This is a genomic window from Zoogloea dura (assembly GCF_012927165.1).
GTDB lineage: Bacteria > Pseudomonadota > Gammaproteobacteria > Burkholderiales > Rhodocyclaceae > Zoogloea > Zoogloea dura.
In genome coordinates this window covers 291,926-309,637 of the sequence record NZ_JABBGA010000003.1, presented here as the reverse complement: position 1 = coordinate 309,637, position 17,712 = coordinate 291,926, and the positions used below count along the sequence as shown (strand labels likewise).

The 17,712-nt window shown below is 68.7% G+C and carries 15 protein-coding genes and 1 riboswitch; of the genes, 8 read left to right on the top strand and 7 right to left on the bottom strand.

Features of this window, described 5'->3' with window-relative positions; genetic code table 11:
- Window position 1 precedes the first annotated feature (1 nt).
- The 5 genes from cobC to cobU all read right to left on the bottom strand — a co-directional run bounded on the left by cobC (window position 2) and on the right by cobU (window position 3,483).
- On the bottom strand, window positions 2-583 hold the full coding sequence (gene cobC, locus HHL15_RS05920; RefSeq protein WP_169144904.1) for an alpha-ribazole phosphatase family protein: 582 nt from the start codon (window positions 581-583) through the stop codon (window positions 2-4).
- A complete protein-coding gene (locus HHL15_RS05915) occupies window positions 568-1,338 on the bottom strand; it encodes an adenosylcobinamide-GDP ribazoletransferase (RefSeq protein WP_169144972.1) in 771 nt (256 codons plus the stop codon). Before HHL15_RS05915 ends, cobC begins: the two co-directional genes overlap by 16 nt.
- A 27-nt stretch (window positions 1,339-1,365) precedes the next feature.
- Complete coding sequence (gene cobT / locus HHL15_RS05910) at window positions 1,366-2,400, bottom strand: nicotinate-nucleotide--dimethylbenzimidazole phosphoribosyltransferase (protein WP_169144903.1); 1,035 nt, start codon at window positions 2,398-2,400, stop codon at window positions 1,366-1,368.
- 120 nt (window positions 2,401-2,520) lie between these two features.
- Window positions 2,521-2,814 carry a protease inhibitor I42 family protein gene (locus tag HHL15_RS05905; RefSeq protein ID WP_169144902.1) on the bottom strand — a complete coding sequence of 98 codons (294 nt, stop codon included), beginning with the start codon at window positions 2,812-2,814 and terminating at the stop codon, window positions 2,521-2,523.
- Between the two features lie 123 nt (window positions 2,815-2,937).
- Window positions 2,938-3,483 (bottom strand): bifunctional adenosylcobinamide kinase/adenosylcobinamide-phosphate guanylyltransferase, encoded by a 546-nt coding sequence (cobU, locus tag HHL15_RS05900; RefSeq protein WP_169144901.1) that lies wholly within the window; start codon window positions 3,481-3,483, stop codon window positions 2,938-2,940.
- A 98-nt stretch (window positions 3,484-3,581) separates the two neighbouring features.
- Window positions 3,582-3,828: riboswitch (cobalamin riboswitch) on the top strand.
- 143 nt (window positions 3,829-3,971) lie between these two features.
- Between cobU and HHL15_RS05895 the strand changes: the two genes are divergently transcribed.
- The 5 genes from HHL15_RS05895 to HHL15_RS05875 all read left to right on the top strand — a co-directional run bounded on the left by HHL15_RS05895 (window position 3,972) and on the right by HHL15_RS05875 (window position 9,330).
- Window positions 3,972-5,798, top strand: coding sequence for a TonB-dependent receptor domain-containing protein (locus tag HHL15_RS05895; RefSeq protein ID WP_169144900.1), 1,827 nt, complete (start codon window positions 3,972-3,974; stop codon window positions 5,796-5,798).
- Window positions 5,799-5,861: 63 nt separating this feature from the next.
- Window positions 5,862-6,845 carry a FecCD family ABC transporter permease gene (locus HHL15_RS05890; protein WP_169144971.1) on the top strand — a complete coding sequence of 328 codons (984 nt, stop codon included), beginning with the start codon at window positions 5,862-5,864 and terminating at the stop codon, window positions 6,843-6,845.
- Window positions 6,842-7,624: an ABC transporter ATP-binding protein gene (locus HHL15_RS05885; protein WP_169144899.1), complete on the top strand. Its 783-nt coding sequence runs from the start codon at window positions 6,842-6,844 to the stop codon at window positions 7,622-7,624. Before HHL15_RS05890 ends, HHL15_RS05885 begins: the two co-directional genes overlap by 4 nt.
- Window positions 7,625-7,642: 18 nt before the next feature.
- Complete coding sequence (cobO, locus tag HHL15_RS05880) at window positions 7,643-8,257, top strand: cob(I)yrinic acid a,c-diamide adenosyltransferase (protein ID WP_169144898.1); 615 nt, start codon at window positions 7,643-7,645, stop codon at window positions 8,255-8,257.
- A gap of 122 nt (window positions 8,258-8,379) precedes the next feature.
- The gene (locus HHL15_RS05875; protein WP_169144897.1) at window positions 8,380-9,330 is read left to right on the top strand and encodes a D-2-hydroxyacid dehydrogenase; all 951 of its coding nucleotides are present in this window, start codon (window positions 8,380-8,382) and stop codon (window positions 9,328-9,330) included.
- A gap of 987 nt (window positions 9,331-10,317) precedes the next feature.
- Here HHL15_RS05875 and HHL15_RS05870 read toward each other — a convergent pair.
- Both HHL15_RS05870 and HHL15_RS05865 read right to left on the bottom strand, forming a co-directional pair.
- Window positions 10,318-13,671, bottom strand: a complete 3,354-nt coding sequence (locus HHL15_RS05870; protein WP_169144896.1) for a DEAD/DEAH box helicase — start codon at window positions 13,669-13,671, stop codon at window positions 10,318-10,320.
- Window positions 13,672-13,746: 75 nt separating this feature from the next.
- Entirely contained in the window at window positions 13,747-14,562 is an 816-nt protein-coding gene (locus tag HHL15_RS05865; RefSeq protein ID WP_169144895.1) for an NAD-dependent deacylase, read from the bottom strand.
- Window positions 14,563-14,680: 118 nt separating this feature from the next.
- On the opposite strand from HHL15_RS05865, the gene HHL15_RS05860 reads away from it, so the two are divergent.
- The 3 genes from HHL15_RS05860 (at window position 14,681) to HHL15_RS05850 (ending at window position 17,692) form a co-directional block, all read left to right on the top strand.
- Window positions 14,681-15,538: a class II glutamine amidotransferase gene (locus HHL15_RS05860; protein WP_169144894.1), complete on the top strand. Its 858-nt coding sequence runs from the start codon at window positions 14,681-14,683 to the stop codon at window positions 15,536-15,538.
- An 81-nt stretch (window positions 15,539-15,619) separates the two neighbouring features.
- A complete protein-coding gene (locus HHL15_RS05855) occupies window positions 15,620-16,063 on the top strand; it encodes an HIT family protein (protein WP_169144893.1) in 444 nt (147 codons plus the stop codon).
- 18 nt (window positions 16,064-16,081) lie between these two features.
- Complete coding sequence (locus HHL15_RS05850) at window positions 16,082-17,692, top strand: hypothetical protein (protein WP_169144892.1); 1,611 nt, start codon at window positions 16,082-16,084, stop codon at window positions 17,690-17,692.
- Window positions 17,693-17,712: the final 20 nt, after the last annotated feature.

Sequence of the window (17,712 nt, the reverse complement as noted above, 5' to 3'; positions counted from 1 at the left end):
ATCAGGCGCCGGATGCGGCGCTGCCCGCGTCCCGCCGGTTGAACCAGCGCAGCACGGTGCCCCAGTCGTGCAGATCGAGGCGGGACACCTCGCCGCAGGCGAAGTCGAGCCCAAGCCAGCGCTCCGGCGGCAGGCCCAGCAGGTGCCCGGCGATGGCCCGCAGCGGGCCACCATGGGCCACCACCACGGCCGCGGCGGGCGCCTCGTCACGCAGGGTTGCCACGAAGTCCAGTACCCGCGCCGCCATGGCGCGGGGCGACTCACCGCCCGGGGGCGAAAAATCCAGGGGCGAGGCCACCCAGGCATCCAGGGCGGTCTGGCCGATGTCCTCGAAGCTGCGCCCCTCCCATTCGCCAAAGTGGATCTCCTTAAGGCGCGGATCGAGCCGGGGTATCCCCAGGGCCTCGGCCAGCAGGCGGGCCCGGGTCAGCGGGCTGGCATGCAGGGCGAAGGCGGAAGGCAGCAGCGGCAGCAGGCGCCGGGCGACCTCCGTGGCGGACTCGGCCAGCCCGAGATCGGTCTGGCCGTAGCAGATCCCCGGCGCCACGGCGGGCCGGGGGTGACGGATCAGGTAGAGCTCCATGCGGCGAGGACTCCCAGGTAGATGGCGATTTCCGACAGCTGCTGGACCGCCCCCAGGGCATCCCCGGTGTAGCCGCCCAAGCGCCGCGCGAAGGTCCGCAGGGCCATCAGCACGACCACCACGCTCAGCCCCAGGGCGGCCAGCGCCGCAGTCCCCGGCAGCAGCAGCAGGGGCAGCACCCCGGCCAGGGTGGCGATGCCGAGCTCGCCGGCATCCGGGCGACGTGCCACCGGGCCCGACTTGGCACTGTTGTCGGTCCGGGCGTAGTCCAGCACGGCCATGATGCTCACCGCCGCGAGGCGGGAGAGAGGATGGGCCACCAGCAGGGCGGCCAGCACCGGGTAGTCCTCGTCGGCCCCGAGCGCGCTCAGCACCAGGTACTTGGCCAGCAGCATCAGCACCAGGCCGATGGCCCCGTAGCTGCCGATGCGCGAGTCCTTCATGATCTGCAGCACCTGCTCCCGGGTCCAGCCACCTCCCAGGCCATCGCAGGTGTCGGCCCAGCCGTCTTCATGGAAGGCACCGGTGGCGCGGATCGTGGCAGCCATCGACAACACCACCGCCAGCTCCACCGGCAGGACCTGCACCATCAGCCAGAACACGGCCGCACCGATGGCCGCAATCAGCCACCCCACCAGCGGCAGGAAGCGGGCAGCCCGGCCCAGCTTGTCCGGGCTGAACTCGACCCAGCCGGGCACCGGCAGGCGGCTGAAGAAGCCGAGGGCGATGAAGAAGAGCTCGAGCTGGGAACGGATCACGGTAGAGGTCGCCGACCTGGGCGCTCAGGCCTTGCCGCTGACGCCGGCCGACTCGAAGCTGGCCATCTCGTTGAGGAAGTTCACCGCGGCCTGGACCAGGGGATAGACCAGCGCAGCGCCGGTGCCTTCGCCCAGGCGCAGGTCGAGCTCGACCAACGGTTCGGCCCGCAGGTGGGCAAGCTGCACCGCATGACCCTGCTCGTGGGAGCGATGCGCAAACACGCAATAGTCGAGGATCTCCGGGCTGAGGGCATGGGCCACCAGCAGCGCGCTGGTGACGATGAAGCCATCGATCAGCAGCAGGCAGCCGGCCTGCGCCGCGCCGATCATGGCCCCCGCCATCATGGCGATCTCGAAGCCCCCGTACTGGGCCAGCGCCTCGAGCGGGTCCGCCGGACGGCCGCCGCGGGCCACGGCGCGAGCCAGCAGCTCGCGCTTGCGGGCCAGGCCGGCATCGTCGAGCCCCGTTCCCCGGCCGATCACGCTGTCCAGGTCGACACCGCTCAGGCAATGGGTCAGCAGCGAAGCCGCGGCGGTGTTGCCTATGCCCATCTCGCCGAAACCCATCACATTGCATCCCTGGCGCGCCAGCCCGCTGGCCAGCGCGTGCCCGCGGGCCAGGGCCTGGTCGCGCTGCGCCGCATCCATGGCCGGCTCTTCGAGGTAATTGGCCGTCCCGGCGGCGATCTTGGCCGACACCAGGCCGGCACGTTCGCCGAAATCATGGACCACCCCGGCATCGATCACCGACAAGGCCATGCCCATCTGGCGGGCGAACACGTTGATCGCCGCCCCACCGGCCAGGAAGTTCTCCACCATCTGCCAGGTCACGTCCTGGGGATAGGCCGACACACCCGCCTTCGCCGCCCCGTGGTCGCCCGCAAAGACCAGCATGTGGGGCTGCTGCAGGGTCGGGGACAGGCTCTGCTGGACCAGGCCGATCTGCAGCGCCAGGGCCTCGAGACGGCCGAGCGCGCCGAGCGGCTTGGTCTTGGCGTCGATGCGTCGCTGCAGGTCAGCGGCCAGGTTCTGATCGGGGCGGGCGATGGCGAAAGACATGGGAAAGGGCATCTGCAGACGGTGTCGAGGCCGCGGATGCTAGGGTGCGGACGCAGCAAACACAAGCCCACCCGGGCTGCGCGGGGCGCCGGAAAGGGCACCCTGAAACCGAGGAAAGCCTTAGTTGGCGCGGGCCCGGCGCCCTGACGGCTGAACGTGGAGGACCACGCGATGGCTGCTGCGGACGCGGGTCTCCCAGGCGCGCTTGAGGACGAAATGCAGTTCGTGATTGCCGGGGAGTTCGCCCACCAGCACGAAAGTCTGCTGGCCGTCCCGACGCGTGCCACCGGTCTGCTCGAGGCTGACCCGCACCGGCGCACCAGCCGGATCGATATACCAGGTGGCGCCTGCGGTGGCAGGCAGGACGATCCGGCAAGGCTGGCCGATATGGCTGGCGAGGCGCTGGGTGTTCATGCGTAGGGCTCCCTGAATCTGACTTTTTGTATCTCGCGTTCACCCTCCGCGCCCAGCCCCGTCATCGCCATGAACTACACCATGGCGTCCATGTGATTTAGTTCCAACGACACGATCTGTAACCTATCCCTTCAGCACCAGGGGAAGGCCGGCAGCCACGAAGGTCACCCGCGGGCAGGCCGCCGCCACCGCCTGGTTGAGCCGCCCCGCCTCGTCGCGGAACAGGCGGCCCAGCGCGGTTTCGGGTACCAGACCGAGGCCGACCTCGTTGGCCACGAAGATCACCCGGCCCGGCAGCGAGGGGATCAGCTCGAGCAGGGCCGCACGTTCCTCCAGCAGCTGTGGCAGGCCTTCGCCGCCCACGCCGGGAGGCAGGGTCTCGGCGCCCTCCAGCAGATTGGCAAGCCACAGAGTGAGGCAATCCACGATCACGCAGCGATCCGCCCGGGCTTCCCGGGCGAGCGTCCGGGCCAGCCCCCGGGGCGACTCGACCACCTGCCAGCCGGCAGGACGATCGGCCTGGTGGCGGGCGATGCGGGCCGCCATCTCTTCGTCCAGCGGCTCTGCGGTGACGATCACGCAGACCGCCAGTCCCGCCGCACCGGCCAGGCTCTCGGCATGACGGCTCTTGCCCGAACGGGCGCCGCCCAGTATCAATTCACAAGGCATAAGGGGCTTTCACAAGTTCCGTGCACGTTAACCAATTCATGGAAGTCCATGATTTTGGTGGTATTATCGCAGCCTGTCTGCCAGCGGAGCATTTCGCGGCAGGCAAACGTGCTCCAGGTGCTCCACGGGCTTTCCGGCCCAGGAGTTAAACGGGAAACAGGTGAGCGTGCTCCGTCTTCGAAGCCGCAATACCTGTGCTGCCCCCGCAACGGTAAGCAAGCGCAAGGTGAGTCACTCCGCCACTGGGCCTCAGGCCTGGGAAGGCGACCCACCGCGTCCGGTCCGGCATTTGCCGCACCGGCACAGCTTGTGAGCCCGGATACCGGCCTTGACCACACGAAAGCGGAAGTGCCACGGGGTGGTGGCGACGAGCGCGGTCATGGTGTGTCCTCCAGGCCTTTCTCCCTCTCTCTCCCCCTCTCCCCCGGCGCCTCCATACGCAATCCACCCGGCGGCGGGGACGCCACCGGGCCAGGGAGACCCCTTCGATGACCATCCGCCTTTCCGCCACCGCCTTTGCGGTCGCTGCCGCATTCCCCTTCGGCTTTGCCCTTCCCGCCTTCGCCGCACCGGCCGAACAGCCCACCGTGGTGGTCACCGCCACCCGTCAGACCCAACGCGCCGATGAAGCCCTGGCCGACATCACCGTGATCGAGCGCGAGCAGATCGAACGGGCCGGCCCCAGCTTCTCGCTGCCCGACCTGCTGTCCCGCCAGCCGGGCATCCAGATGAGCAACAGTGGCGGCCCGGGCAAGGCCACCGACGTCTTCATCCGCGGCACCAGCAGCAAGCAGAGCCTGTTGCTGGTGGACGGCATGCGCGTCGGCTCCGCCACCCTCGGCACCGCGGCCTGGCAGGACATTCCCCTGTCGCAGATCGAACGCATCGAGATCGTGCGTGGCCCCGCCTCGGCCCTGTATGGCTCCGACGCCATCGGCGGCGTGATCCAGGTGTTCACCAAGAAGGGCAGCGGCGCACCGAAGGTGGACGCCTACCTCGGCGCCGGCAGCTACGGCACCCAGGATGTGGCGGCCGGCGTGTACGGCGGCACCGAGAAGCTGTCCTACAGCCTGCGTGGCGCCTACACCGAGAGCAAGAGCTACAGCGCCATCTACAGCAAGGCCAAGCAGCCCTTCTATTACAACGGCGACAAGGACCCGTACCGCAACAGCAGCTTCTCGGGCAACCTGAGCTACCGCCCGGCCGCCGGCCACGAGCTGGGCGCCACCGTGCTGTATGCCGAGTCGCGCAACCACTACGACTCCGGCGCCGGCTTCGACAACTACGCCAATAACGTCACCAGCGCCTGGAACGTCTTCAGCCGCAACCGCCTGCTCGACAACTGGACCAGCACCCTGCGCTTCGGCCAGTCCATCGACGACGCCCGGAACTTCGCGTCCTACGCCCCCAATGGCGCGACGATCAAGACCACCCAGGATCAGCTGATGTGGCAGAACGACATCGGCCTGCCCGTCGGCACCCTGCTGGCCGCTTTCGAGAACCTGCACCAGAAGGCCGTCAATGAAGGCACCTTCGACGTCGGCCGCACCGTCAACTCGGCCCTGCTGGGCTGGACGGCCAGCTTCGGCGCCCACAAGGTCCAGCTCAACGCCCGCCACGACGACAACAGCCAGTACGGCGGCAAGACCACCGGCTACGCCGGCTATGGCTACCAGATCCTGCCCAGCCTGCGGGTCCAGGGCAGCGTCGGTTCGGCCTTCCGCGCCCCCACCTTCAACGAGCTCTACTACCCGGGCTTCGGCAACCCCAACCTCAAGCCCGAGAGCGCCTACAACAAGGAGATCGGCCTGCTGTGGGAGAAGGCCGGGCATAGCCTGAGCGCCACCTACTACCGCAACCGCATCAGCAACCTGATCGCCAACGACCAGAACTTCATCCCCCAGAACATCGCCAATGCGCGCCTGGAAGGCATCAGCCTGGGCTACGGCGGCCAGTTGGCCGGCTTCGACCTGAACGGCAGCATCGACTTCCTCGACCCCAAGGACCTGGACACCGACAAGCGCCTCCAGCGGCGTGCCAACAAGACCGCCAACCTCGCCGTCACGCGGCGCTTCCAGGCCCTCACCGTGGGCGCCGAATGGCAGGGTGCCGGTGGCCGCTACGACCGGGCCGCCGAGATCAACCCGATGGGTGGCTACGGCATCCTGAACGCCTTCGCCAAGTACGCGGTCACGCATGAATGGGCGCTCGAGGCGCGCGCCAACAACCTGCTCGACAAGCAGTACGAGACCGTCCGCGGCTTCCAGACGGCCGGCGCGAACGTCTTCTTCGGCGTACGCTACGCTCCGAAATAAGACGCCATGCACGGAGGGACGATGGCCCACGGCCACAGCGCAACACACCCCGCGGGGGGCGGCATGCCGGTCCAGCGGCGGCGTGCCCTACAGGTGCTGGCCGGCCTCGTCCTGGCTGCGCTGGCAGCCTTCGTGTGGTCCCTCACAGCCGGCGCGCTGCCGGTCGGCCCCGGTGATCTGCTCGGCGCCCTGCAGGGCGGCGACGGCAGCATGGAGGCGGACATCATCCGCAGCCTGCGCCTGCCCCGCGCCGTGGCGGCCTTTGCCTGTGGCGGCCTGCTGGCCCTGGCTGGCGCGCTGATGCAGGTGCTGCTCCGCAACCCCCTGGCCGACCCCTACGTGCTGGGCATCTCGGGCGGTGCGGCGGTGGGCGCCCTCGGCGCCATCGTGGCCGGCGCCACCTCGGGGTGGATCGACGGTGGCGCCTTCATCGGCGCCCTCGGCGCGACCCTGCTGGTCTTCGGCCTGGCCCGCGGCGACGGTTCGTGGACCCAGACCCGCCTGCTCCTCACCGGGGTCATCGTGGCCGCCGGCTGTGGCGCCGCCGTGGCCCTGATGCTCAGCCTGGCCCCGGAAGGTCGGGTCAAGGGCATGCTGTTCTGGCTGATGGGCGACGCCAGCGGCGCCACCCGCCCGTGGCCGGCCCTAGGGCTGCTGGTCGTGGGCCTGGCCAGCGTGCTGCCCTTCGCCCGGGAGCTCAACCTGCTGGCCCGCGGCGAGATCACCGCCCGCGCCCTCGGCGTGCGGGTCACCCGCCTGCGCGGACTGGTCTACGGGCTGGGCTCCCTGCTCACCGCGGTGGCGGTCACCACGGTGGGCTCGGTCGGCTTTGTCGGCCTCATCGTGCCCCACCTGGTGCGCCTCGCCATCGGCAATGACCAGCGCCTGCTGCTGCCTGCCGCCACCCTGGCCGGTGGCGTGCTGCTGTGCGCCGCCGACACCGCGGCGCGCACCGTGGTGGCCCCGATCCAGCTGCCGGTGGGGGTGCTCACCGCCCTGATCGGCGTGCCGGTCTTCCTCTTTCTGCTGGCGAGACACCCGCGATGAAGATGGACGTGCGCCCCCCCGTGCTGGCGGCCGAGCAGCTCACCGTCCATGTGGGCCGGCGCGATGTGCTGCGGGAGCTGAACATCACCGTGCAGCCCGGCGACACGCTGGTGATCCTGGGGCGCAATGGTGCCGGCAAGACCACCCTGCTGCACACCCTCGCCGGCCTGCGCGACGCCGCCCGCGGCGTGGTGCTGCTGTCCGGCCAACCCTACGCGGCCTGGCCGCGGGGTCACGAAGCCTGCCTGCGCGGCCTGCTGGCCCAGAGCCAGCCCGATTTCTTCAGCGCCACGGTGCTGGAGACCGCCCTGGTCGGGCGCCACCCCTACCTGGGCCGCTGGGACTGGGAAAGCCCCGAGGACGAGGCGATCGCCCTGGCAGCCCTGGCCAGCATGGGCCTGGAGGGCTTTGCCGAACGCCAGGTGCCCACCTTGTCGGGCGGCGAACGCCAGCGCCTGGCGATTGCCGCGCTGCTGGCACAGCGGCCGCGCCTTTACCTGCTGGACGAACCCCTGGCCCATCTCGACCTGCATCACCAGGTCGCCGTGCTCGACCACTTCGGCGCGCTCGCGGCGGAAGGTGCCGGCGTCGTGATGGTGCTCCACGACATCAATCTGGCGGCCCGCTACGCCAGCCATGTGCTGCTGCTCGATGGCGCAGGCGGCCATGTCTTTGGTGCGGCCCATGACGTACTGACCACCGAACGCCTGTCCAGCGCCTTCGGCCACCCCCTGAGAGCCGTTGCAGACGGGGCACAGACCCTGTTCATACCGGCCTGAAAGAAGAGAGAAGAACAGATGACCGACCAGAACTCCAGCGACCGCGACAGCCGCCACAAGAACCGCATGGAACGCAAGAAGGCGGTGGTCGATGCCGCCATCGCCGCCGCCACCGACACCCGCGGCCTGCTGCTGGTCAACACCGGCAACGGCAAGGGCAAGTCCAGCGCCGCCTTCGGCGTGCTGGCCCGGGCCCTGGGCCATGGCATGCAGGCCGGCGTGGTGCAGTTCGTGAAGGGACGCTCCGATACCGGCGAAGAGGCCTTCTTCCGCCGTCAGCCGGAGGTCAGCTGGCACGTCATGGGCGACGGCTTCACCTGGGACACCCAGGACCGCAGCGCCGACATGGCCAGCGCCCGCGCCGGCTGGGAGCAGGCCCGCGCCTTCCTGCGCGACCCGGCGATCGGCCTGGTGGTGCTGGACGAGCTCAACATCGTGCTGAAGTACGCCTACCTGGACGTGCAGGAAGTCATCGCCGACCTGCAGGCCCGCCCGCCCCTGCAGCACGTCATCATCACCGGCCGGGGCGCCCCCGAGGCGCTGGTCGAAGCCGCCGACACGGTAACCGACATGGGCATGGTGAAGCATGCCTTCAAGGCCGGCATCGCCGCCCAGCCGGGGGTGGAGTTCTAAGCGCCCCCAGGGCCGGGCTACGGCCCGGCCTTTCCTTGAGAACCCACTGCGGTAAACCCCGGTTCAGCAGAAGCACCGGGGCAGGCTAAGCTGCCGCTCTCCGTCCACGGAATGGCCTGCCCATGCACCGCATCGTCTATCTCGAATCCGGCGCCCTCATCGCCGATCTGCGCCGCCCCGCCTTTCCCCACACCTGGACGGAACACGTCGCCACGGCCCAGGTGGAGGTCGCCGAGCGCCTTGCCGGCGCCAGCATCGCGGTGGTCAACAAGCTGCGCCTCGACGCAGACACCATCGCGGCCCTGCCCGAGCTGCGCATGGTGGCGATCGCCGCCACCGGCTACAACAACATCGATCTCGACGCCTGCCGGGCGCGCGGCATCGTGGTGTCCAACGTACGCGGCTACGCCCGCGAGACGGTGCCGGAACATGTCTTTGCGCTGCTCCTGGCGCTGGCTCGGCAGATCGGCCCCTTCCATCAGTCGGTGGCCGCCGGACGCTGGCAGAAGAGCGAGCAGTTCTGCTATTTCGATTACCCGATCCGCGACCTGGCCGGGCGCACCCTGGGCATCCTCGGCAGCGGTGTGCTCGGCGATGGCGTGGCGCGCCTGGCCGAAGCCTTCGGCATGCGGGTCCTGCGTGGCGAACGCAAGGGCGTGACGGAGGTCCGGGAGGGCTACGTGGCCTTCGCGCAGTTGATCCGGGAAGCCGACGTGATCAGCCTGCACTGCCCCCTCAACGAAACCACCCGGCACCTGATCGGCGCCGCCGAGCTGGCCGCCATGAAGCCCGGCGCCCTGCTGATCAACACGGCCCGGGGCGGGCTGGTGGACGAACAGGCCCTGGCCACCGCCCTGCGCGCCGGGCACATCAGCGCCGGCTTCGACGTGCTGACCGAGGAACCCCCGCGGGACAACCCCCTGCTGGCCCCCGACCTGCTCGCGGCGGGCAACTTCATCCTCACCCCCCACGTGGCCTGGTCCAGCCGGGAGGCCATGCAGGTGCTGGCCGACCAGCTGATCGACAACATCGAGGCCTTCGTCGCCGGGCAGGCGCGCAACCGGGTGGCCTGAGGGCGGGGGCAACGAGGGCGGCGGGGACGGAGCAGCCCCCCTCGCAGCTCGACCCGCCCTGGCAGGCGACCGAAGCGACCCTCCCAGCCGCCCTCCGCTCCCACTCCCGGACAGGCCGGCCCATTCCGCGGGCTGCTCTTGTCCCTCTCCCGGACAGGCCGGCCCTATCCCGGAAGTGCTCGGGAGGATCTCAAGGTGTCTCGCCAGGGTTCCGAGGTGTGGGTGGGCCGGTCTGCGGGACAGGGGCAGCCTGTCCCATCAACCCTCGCGAGGCACGTGCGGACAGGGCCTGCCATGCTGCAGGGGCGGCTTTCCGTTGTTTTGAGTTGAATTGGCCGGGATTTCGCCCCGGCGGGCGACCTCCTTTCTTGCTTCGCCAAGAAAGGAGGCAAAGAAGGCGACCCGCCTCCCCGGTCATTCGCTGCGCGAATGACTGCCCTGCGCTGCTCACGCCAGGCGGCCGGCGCGGAACTCGCCCTTCGGGCTCAAACAGCCGCGCCGGACTTCCCCGCCTGCCGTTCCGCTGCTCGGCGGGTCGGAACGGGCTTTTCGCAAACACCGCGCGTTTGCTGAAGCAGGGCGTGATGATCAACGCACAAGCAAAACCCCAGCGTCTAGCATCCACCGGATTTTCCGCAGAGGCTCGGTGCTTGTTGAAAGCCCGTTCTGACCCGCCGAGCAGCGCAGCAGCGGGCGGGGAAGTCCGGCGCGGCTGTCTGAGGAGGCGCAGCCGACGAGTTCCGCGCCGGCCGCCCGATGCGAGCAGCGCAGGGGAGTCGTTCGCGCAGCGGACGACCGGGGAAGCCGGGTCGCCTTTCTTTCCCCCTTTCTTTGGCGACGCAAAGAAAGGGGGAAAGAAAGGGGTCGCCCGCCGGGGCGAAATCCCGGCCAACTCAACGCGGAACAACGGAAAGCCGCCCAGTAAAGGCACAGACGCAGTGCTTGATCCGAGCTCGCGGGCGGCTGAAGCCTCCCCCTGCACGGACCCTAGCCCCGCCCGCGCTTCCTCGGAGCGTTAGGGGTATCGCCCGCCGCTTCGGGCAGGGGTTCGAGCAGGGCGCGCAGATCGTCATCGCCAAACTTGACCGAGCCTTCATGGTCTTCGGCCAGGATGCCGGCGGCCAGCTCGGCCTTCTTCTCCTGCAGGCCGAGGATCTTCTCTTCGATGGAGCCGGCCACCACCAGCTTGTAAACAAAGACCGACTTGGTCTGGCCGAGCCGGTGGGCGCGGTCGGTGGCCTGGTTCTCGACCGCCGGGTTCCACCAGGGGTCGTAGTGGATCACCGTGTCGGCGGCGGTCAGGTTGAGGCCCACGCCGCCGGCCTTGAGGCTGATCAGGAAGATCGGTACATCGCCATCCTGGAAGGCACGGATCGGGGCCTCCCTATCCTGGGTGTCGCCGGTGAGGGTGACGTATTCGATGCGGCGCGTGTCCAGTTCGGCGGCGATCAGGGCCAGCATGCCGGTGAATTGGGAGAACAGCAGCACCTTGCGGCCTTCCTCCACCAGCTCGGGCAGCATGTCCATCAACAGGTCGAGCTTGGCCCTTTCCTTGACCCGGGCGGCGGCGTCGGTCTTCAGCAGGCGCGGATCGCAACACACCTGGCGCAGCTTGAGCAGGGCATCGAGGATGACGATCTGGCTGCGCGCGAAACCGCGGGCGGCGATCTCGTCGCGCACGCGCTGGTCCATCGAGGCGCGCACGGTTTCGTAGAGGTCGCGCTGGCGCCCTTCCAGCTCCACGCTGCGCACCACCACCGTCTTGGGTGGCAGTTCCTTGGCCACCTCGTTCTTGCGCCGGCGCAGGACGAAGGGTGCGATGCGGCGCGCCAGCAGGTCGCGGCGGACGTTGTCGCCGTGCTTTTCGATGGGCGTGCGCCAGCGGGTGGTGAAGTCCTTGGTGTCGCCCAGAAAGCCCGGCAGCAGGAAGTCGAACTGGCTCCACAGCTCGCCCAGGTGATTTTCGAGCGGGGTACCGGTCAGGCACAGGCGGTGTTCGGCCTTGAGGGTGCGCACCACCTGGGCGGCCTGGCTGGCGGCGTTCTTGACGGTCTGGGCCTCGTCGAGGATGAGGGAGTGGTATTCGTGCGCGGCCAGTTGCTCCCGGTCGCGCCACAGCAGGGGGTAGGTGGTGAGGCAGACGTCGTGCGCGGGGATCTGCGCAAACGCCTCGGCACGGCCGCTGCCGCGCAGGCTCAGCACCTTCAGGTCCGGCGCATAGCGTTCGGCCTCGCGCTGCCAGTTGAAGACCAGGGAGGTGGGCAGCACCACCAGGGCCGGCTTGCCGAGCCGGCGGCCGCGCTTTTCGGTGAGCAGGTGGGCCAGGGTCTGGGCGGTCTTGCCGAGGCCCATGTCGTCGGCCAGGATGCCGGCCAGCCCATGCCGGCGCAGGTGCTGCAGCCAGGCCAGGCCTTCCAGCTGGTAGGGGCGCAGGGCCACGCCGAAGCCCTTGGGCTCGGCCACCGCCTTGACCTTGCCGGCGCCGCGGATGCGCTTGATCCAGTCTTCCAGGCTGGCCAGGCCTTCTGCCCGCCAGCCCTCGCCCAGCACTTCGGAGAGCCTGGGCGCATCGAAACGGGAGACCCGCAGCGTGGCCGACGGGGTGTCGAAGAGATCCACCAGGTTGCGGGCGATCGGCTTGACCCGTTCGGCGGCGAGGGCCACCCGGTCGCCGTCGTCGAGCTGCACGATGACCTGGGCCTCGTCGGGGATCTGATCGATGAGCTTCGGATCGAGCCAGCGGGCGTCTTGGCGGAACACGAGGTGCAGCATCGGCGCCAGGTCGACCCAGCGGCCCTCCACCTCGACCCCCAGCGACACCTCGAACCAGCCGTCGTCGCTCTCCTCGATGGCCACTTCCCAGCCGCTCGCCACCAGCACCCGGTGGCGGAAATCCTTGGGGGCGTCGATGCGCCAGCCGGCGCTGCGCAGGTCGGGCGCGATGAGGCCGAAGAAATGGGCCCAGCGGGCTTCGCTGTCGAGGCCGTAGAGGCCTTCGGTGACCGTTCCCGGGCTGATCAGCCAGCCCCGCTTGAGGGGCTGGAAGCCCACCTCGAGGAAGGCCTGCCAGGCGGCCGCCTCGGCCGCCGGGTCGCGCTTGACGCGCACCGCGCGGCCATCGGGGAGGCTGGCCAGGTCGCCGGTGGAGCCCGGCTCGAAGCGCGCCTCACCGTAGGTGAACACCGGAGTGGCCACGTCGTACTCGCGGCCACCGAAGTCGGCTTCGTAGCCCCGATGCTTGCGCCAGCTCCAGCAAAACAGGCTGGACAGGCCCAAGACCGGCTGACAGGGCAGGTCCACCAGGGGCAGCTCGGCGGACTCGCGCCCCTGGGGAGACGGCAACCCCGGTGCCACCTGGGCGAGTGCCTCGGCAATCACCGGGAGTTCGGCAGACGAGAGGGCCGGCAAAGTCAGCAGTTCGCCGATCACCAGCGCCTCATCGATGTGCACGCGGCCCGCCTCGCTGCCCACCATGTCGATGTAGGCCAGCGGCTCGGTGCGGATCACCAGGCCGGCCGGCGGCTCCACGGCCACCCGGGCGCGCACGCCGTTCTCGCCGGGCACCCACTCAAGGGCCGCCGGCCGCGCCGTTCCGACCTTCAGGGGGCGCACCCGCCCGTCGGACAGGGTCTGCAGATAACACCGGCTGGTGGCCATGGCCGCCTCCAGCAGGGCCAGTCCGGCCGCACCCGCCAGGTGGGGCCAGCCATAGCCGCCGGTGCGCCGGTTGGCCTCGCGCAGCAGGCGGAAGACATGCAGGTCCTCGTCGCGCACAAAGGCGGGCGGGCGCAGCAGGGCTTGTTCGTAGTTGGTCCACTCGGCCGCCACGCTGGTCAGCTCACCGTCGGCGCCGGTGCGCGCCTTGAGCAGGCTGAACTCGAGCTCGTCGCCCGTGGGCAGATGCAGCACCGAGCACAGGTAGAAGATGCCTTCCCTGGACACCGCCGCCTTGCGCGCCTTGCCGGCCTTGTCCATGCGCTCGCGCAGACCGCGGGCCCAGGCCAGCACCTCGGCACGCGGCTTGTTGTCGGCCAGCGCCCCCGGCCGCCGGGCCGCCAGCACCAGGGCAGCGGCATGCTTGCAGCGGTTGCCCACCGGGCAGGTGCAGCGGGTGGCCAGCTCGACCGAACTCTTGCCGAAGAACTCCCGCCGCTCGAGACGCACGCTGACCCGGTAGGGCGCGGCTTCCGACCCCTGCACCAGGGCTTGCAGCTGGTTGCCGGCCACCTCGATGTTGCGTACCCGGCCCACGTAAGTCCGGGCGCGCGTCAACGCATTGGCCGAAAACAGTTCTCCCAGCAGGGTGTCGTCGAGCTGTGCGAGGAGTCGGGGGAGATCCATGCCTGCGTCCGGGCGGCGAAAACCTCCGATTCTAGGCTTTGCGGCGCTGCAGCGAAACGGTGGATCGGTGATGTTCTATCCGGCGCTGGCGTCCCGGCCGCTGTCCAGGGAATAGCCGGCGGCATCGAGCATGGCCGGCAGGGCTTCGGCGGCGCGCAGGCGCAGGCGGATGTCCACCTTGTCGCTGAGCGGCGTTTCACCCGGGTTGATCTCGATGGTGGGCACACCGGCCGAGATCGCCCACAGCACCGGCCCGGCGATATAGGGAAAGGCGCTGCCGGTGCCGACCGACAGCACCAGATCGGGCCCGGCCGCCAGCACCGCCTCGAAGCGGTGCATCGCCGGATCGGGCAGGCTTTCGCCGAACAGCACCACGTCGGGCCGCAGGGTGCCGCCACAATAGGGGCACTCGGGCGGGATCGTCAGGCCGGCATAGTTGTCCACATGGCGGGAACGACCGCAATCAACGCAACGCAGGCGGCGCAGCGTACCGTGCATCTCGATCACGTCCCGCGAGCCGGCCATCAGGTGGAAGCCATCCACGTTCTGGGTCAGCACGGTCACGTGGCCGTGCAGGGCTTCCAGGCGGGCGATGGCGTAGTGCCCGGCATTGGGGCGGGCATCGCGGCAGCTGGCCTCGATCTGCGCCAGGTAGCGCCAGGTGATGTCGGGACGACGGCGGAACACTTCACCCGACAGGGCCTGTTCGATGGGCAGGCCCATGTCGGTGAGGGTGCCTTCATACAGGCCGCCGACCCCGCGGTAGGTGGGCAGGCCGGAGTCTGCCGACAGGCCGGCGCCGGTGATGAAGAGGATGCGCCTTGCGGTCGATAGCAGGCGACCTGCGGCAGTGATCCGGTCCGCGTGATCGGCTAAGGTGTGATTTGTCATGGGAAGTCCCTTGCGGGAAAATTCGGCGCTCTTGCACGCAGGCTGTCGGCAAGCAGCGCCGTGAGTTTAATCCGGACCAGCGTGACGGTCTCAAGCCATACGGGAATCGCAAACAAAAATGTGCCAGTTGCTGGGAATGAACTGCAATACACCGACGGACATCTGCTTCTCCTTCGCCGGCTTCCAGGCGCGGGGCGGGCTGACCGATGTGCATGGCGACGGCTGGGGAATTGCCTTCTTCGAGGGCCGCGGCGTGCGCCTCTTCCTCGACCCCAAGGCCAGCGCCCATTCCCCGGTGGCCGAGCTGGTGCGTGGCTATCCCATCCATTCCCTCAACGTGATCGCCCACATCCGCAAGGCGACCCAGGGCTTCGTCAGCCTTGAAAACACCCACCCCTTCCAGCGGGAGCTGTGGGGGCGCTATTGGGTCTTTGCCCACAACGGCAACCTGAAGGACTTTGCACCGGAACTGCGGGGCTATTTCCAGCCGGTGGGGCAGACCGATTCCGAACTGGCCTTCTGCTATCTGATGGAGTCCCTGCGCCGCCAGTTTCCCGAGGGAGAGCCGCCACGCGAAACCCTGTTCGTGGCCATTCGCGACATCGCGGCAGAAATCGGCGCCCATGGAGAATTCAACTTCCTGCTTTCCAACGGCACCTGCCTGTTTGCCCACTGCGCATCACGGCTGGCCTACATCGTGAGAAAGGCTCCCTTCGACCGGGCCCACCTGAAGGATCAGGACATCACTGTCGACTTCCGGGAGCTGACCTCGCCGGCCGACCGGGTGGCGGTTGTGGCGACGACGCCGCTCACCGACAACGAGACCTGGACCCCCATCGCACCCGGCACCCTGATGCTGTTTGTGGATGGCGAGGCGGTGGATTGCGGGCCCGCCGGAACCTGTGCCTTCGTGCGCAGCGAATGCGGGTCGCCGGCCCCCGCGAATGACAACGAAAGCACTTGTTTCAAGGAATAAACTCACACCGGGTCGCGATGAGAAATCGCAGGGTATCCGGGCTAGAATCAAGGGATATTGCCAACGCGGGTCGAAACCTTCATGCCGATTAACGCTCCGAAAGACTGCCCCCTGTGCTTCCCCGAGCAGGAGATCGTGCTCTGGCACGATGCGAGCTGCCGTGTGATCCGGGTTCCTGATGCGGATTACCCGGGTTATTGCCGCCTGATCTGGAAAGATCATGTGTCCGAGATGAGCGACCTGACGCCGGCCGAGCAACGCCATTGCTTCAATATCCTGATGGCCGTGGAAGTCGCAGTCAGGGAGTGCTTCCGGCCCGACAAGATCAATCTGGCGAGTTTCGGCAATGTCGTTCCACACCTGCACTGGCATGTCATTCCCCGTTACCTGGACGACCTGCATTACCCGCAGCCCGTCTGGGGGCAGGCCCAGCGCAAGAGCCGGGGCTCCCCGGCACCCGAAGTTGATGATGCGCGCCTGGCACTGGCCGTGCGCAATGCCATCGCCGAGCAGATCGCCGGCTGACGCGGAGATCCGCCGATCATGGAAACTCCCCTGAACTACACCGAATTGCGCAGCGTGGACCAGTACCGCAAGCTGCTGCGCAATCTGCACACCCTCAATGCAGGGGAAAGCCACGCCACGCTGGTGCGCATGCTCGAGGGCCTGCTGGCCAGCCCCCTGGGGCCGGAGGAGCAACTCGAGGTCCTGGAGTCGGCCCGCCAGACCATCACCTTCGTGCAGCACGAGATGTCGTCGCGCTATGCGGCCCATCCCCTGCCGCCCGACAGCGCGGAAGACGCCACCCTGCGCCAGGTGGTCAAGCTGTGGACCGCCCTCAGCACCGCCTACGCCCGCCTCGCCGAGCACAGCGGCAGCACGGGCGACGAGTTCCGTGCCCAGTGGCCTCTCCTCGCCCAGCGGCGCATCCAGTATCTGGGCCAGGTCATCATCGAGTATTTTCGCGCCCACCGGGCTGAGCCGCCCGGTGCCTGGCAGGTGGTGCACGCGGCCTACCAGGAGGCAGAACGTGCCGGCGTCACCCACAGCCGGGTCATTGACCCCCTGAACAACACCTGGAAGGCCCAGAGCCCCGACGAAGCCTATATCGCCCTGCTGCTGATCGACCTGACCAACCCCTACGGCCGCAATCAGCGCGAACTCAACTGGATCTGCCGCTGGGCCCAGCGCTTTGCCCCTTACTGCATCCTCCAGTCCGAGTGGGACAAGGATGATGCCCGTGCCTACGGCCTCGACCTCAACGAAGATCATGGCCTGCGCCCGATCGCCCTGATCGGCACCCGGCCCGGCATGCGCCGCTTTGACGGGCATCGCCTGGCGGCCCAGATCAAGGCCATGCTGGCGGAGTTCAAGCAGGGCACCACGCCGGCCTCCCTGGGCCTGGGTGACGATTGCGCCCAGCCCGCCTGCGCCCGCCTGCTGGTGTCCCTCTACCGGCCGTGGGGCATGTCGGCGGCCGGACGCCGCTTCCCGCGGCGGAGCAAGAGGGGTGGCAATTTCATCAGCACCGACTGGGAAGCCATCGGACTGCTGGTTTCGGGGCGCGAGTTCGTGCCCCCCAACCGGCGCCAGCTGATGAGCAACCGTTACGACATGAACGTGCTCACCTTTGGGGCACGGGCCGACGACGAGACCCAGCCTGACCTGGATGCCGAGGCTGAAGCCCGGCGGCGTGGCTTCATCATCGAGGAATGGGCCACGGTGGATCATTCGGTATCGGGATTCCGCCTGCAGCGCAGACACCCGGGGCAGCGGATCGAACATCACCAGCTGGTGGGCATCAAGCCGGGCGACGGCAACCAGTACCTGCTTGGGCAGGTCAGCTGGCTGATGTACGAGCCGGACGGCACCCTGATGGCAGGCATTCATCTGCTGTCCGGGCTGCCATCCTCGGTGGCCATCCGCGGCACGGGCATCAACGTGGCATCGCACGAGCCCTATATCCAGGGCTTCATGCTGCCGGAGATCGCGGCCATGCGCGCGCCCGCAAGCATCGTGCTGCCGGCCGGCTGGTTCCAGGCCGACCGGGTCCTCGAGCTGCACACAGGTGAATCACGCCAGGTCCGACTCACCAGCCTGGTGGCCCGCGGTACCAACTTCGATCAGGCAACCTACGAGTCGGTCGCCACCTGAAACGACGATTGCCGGAATCT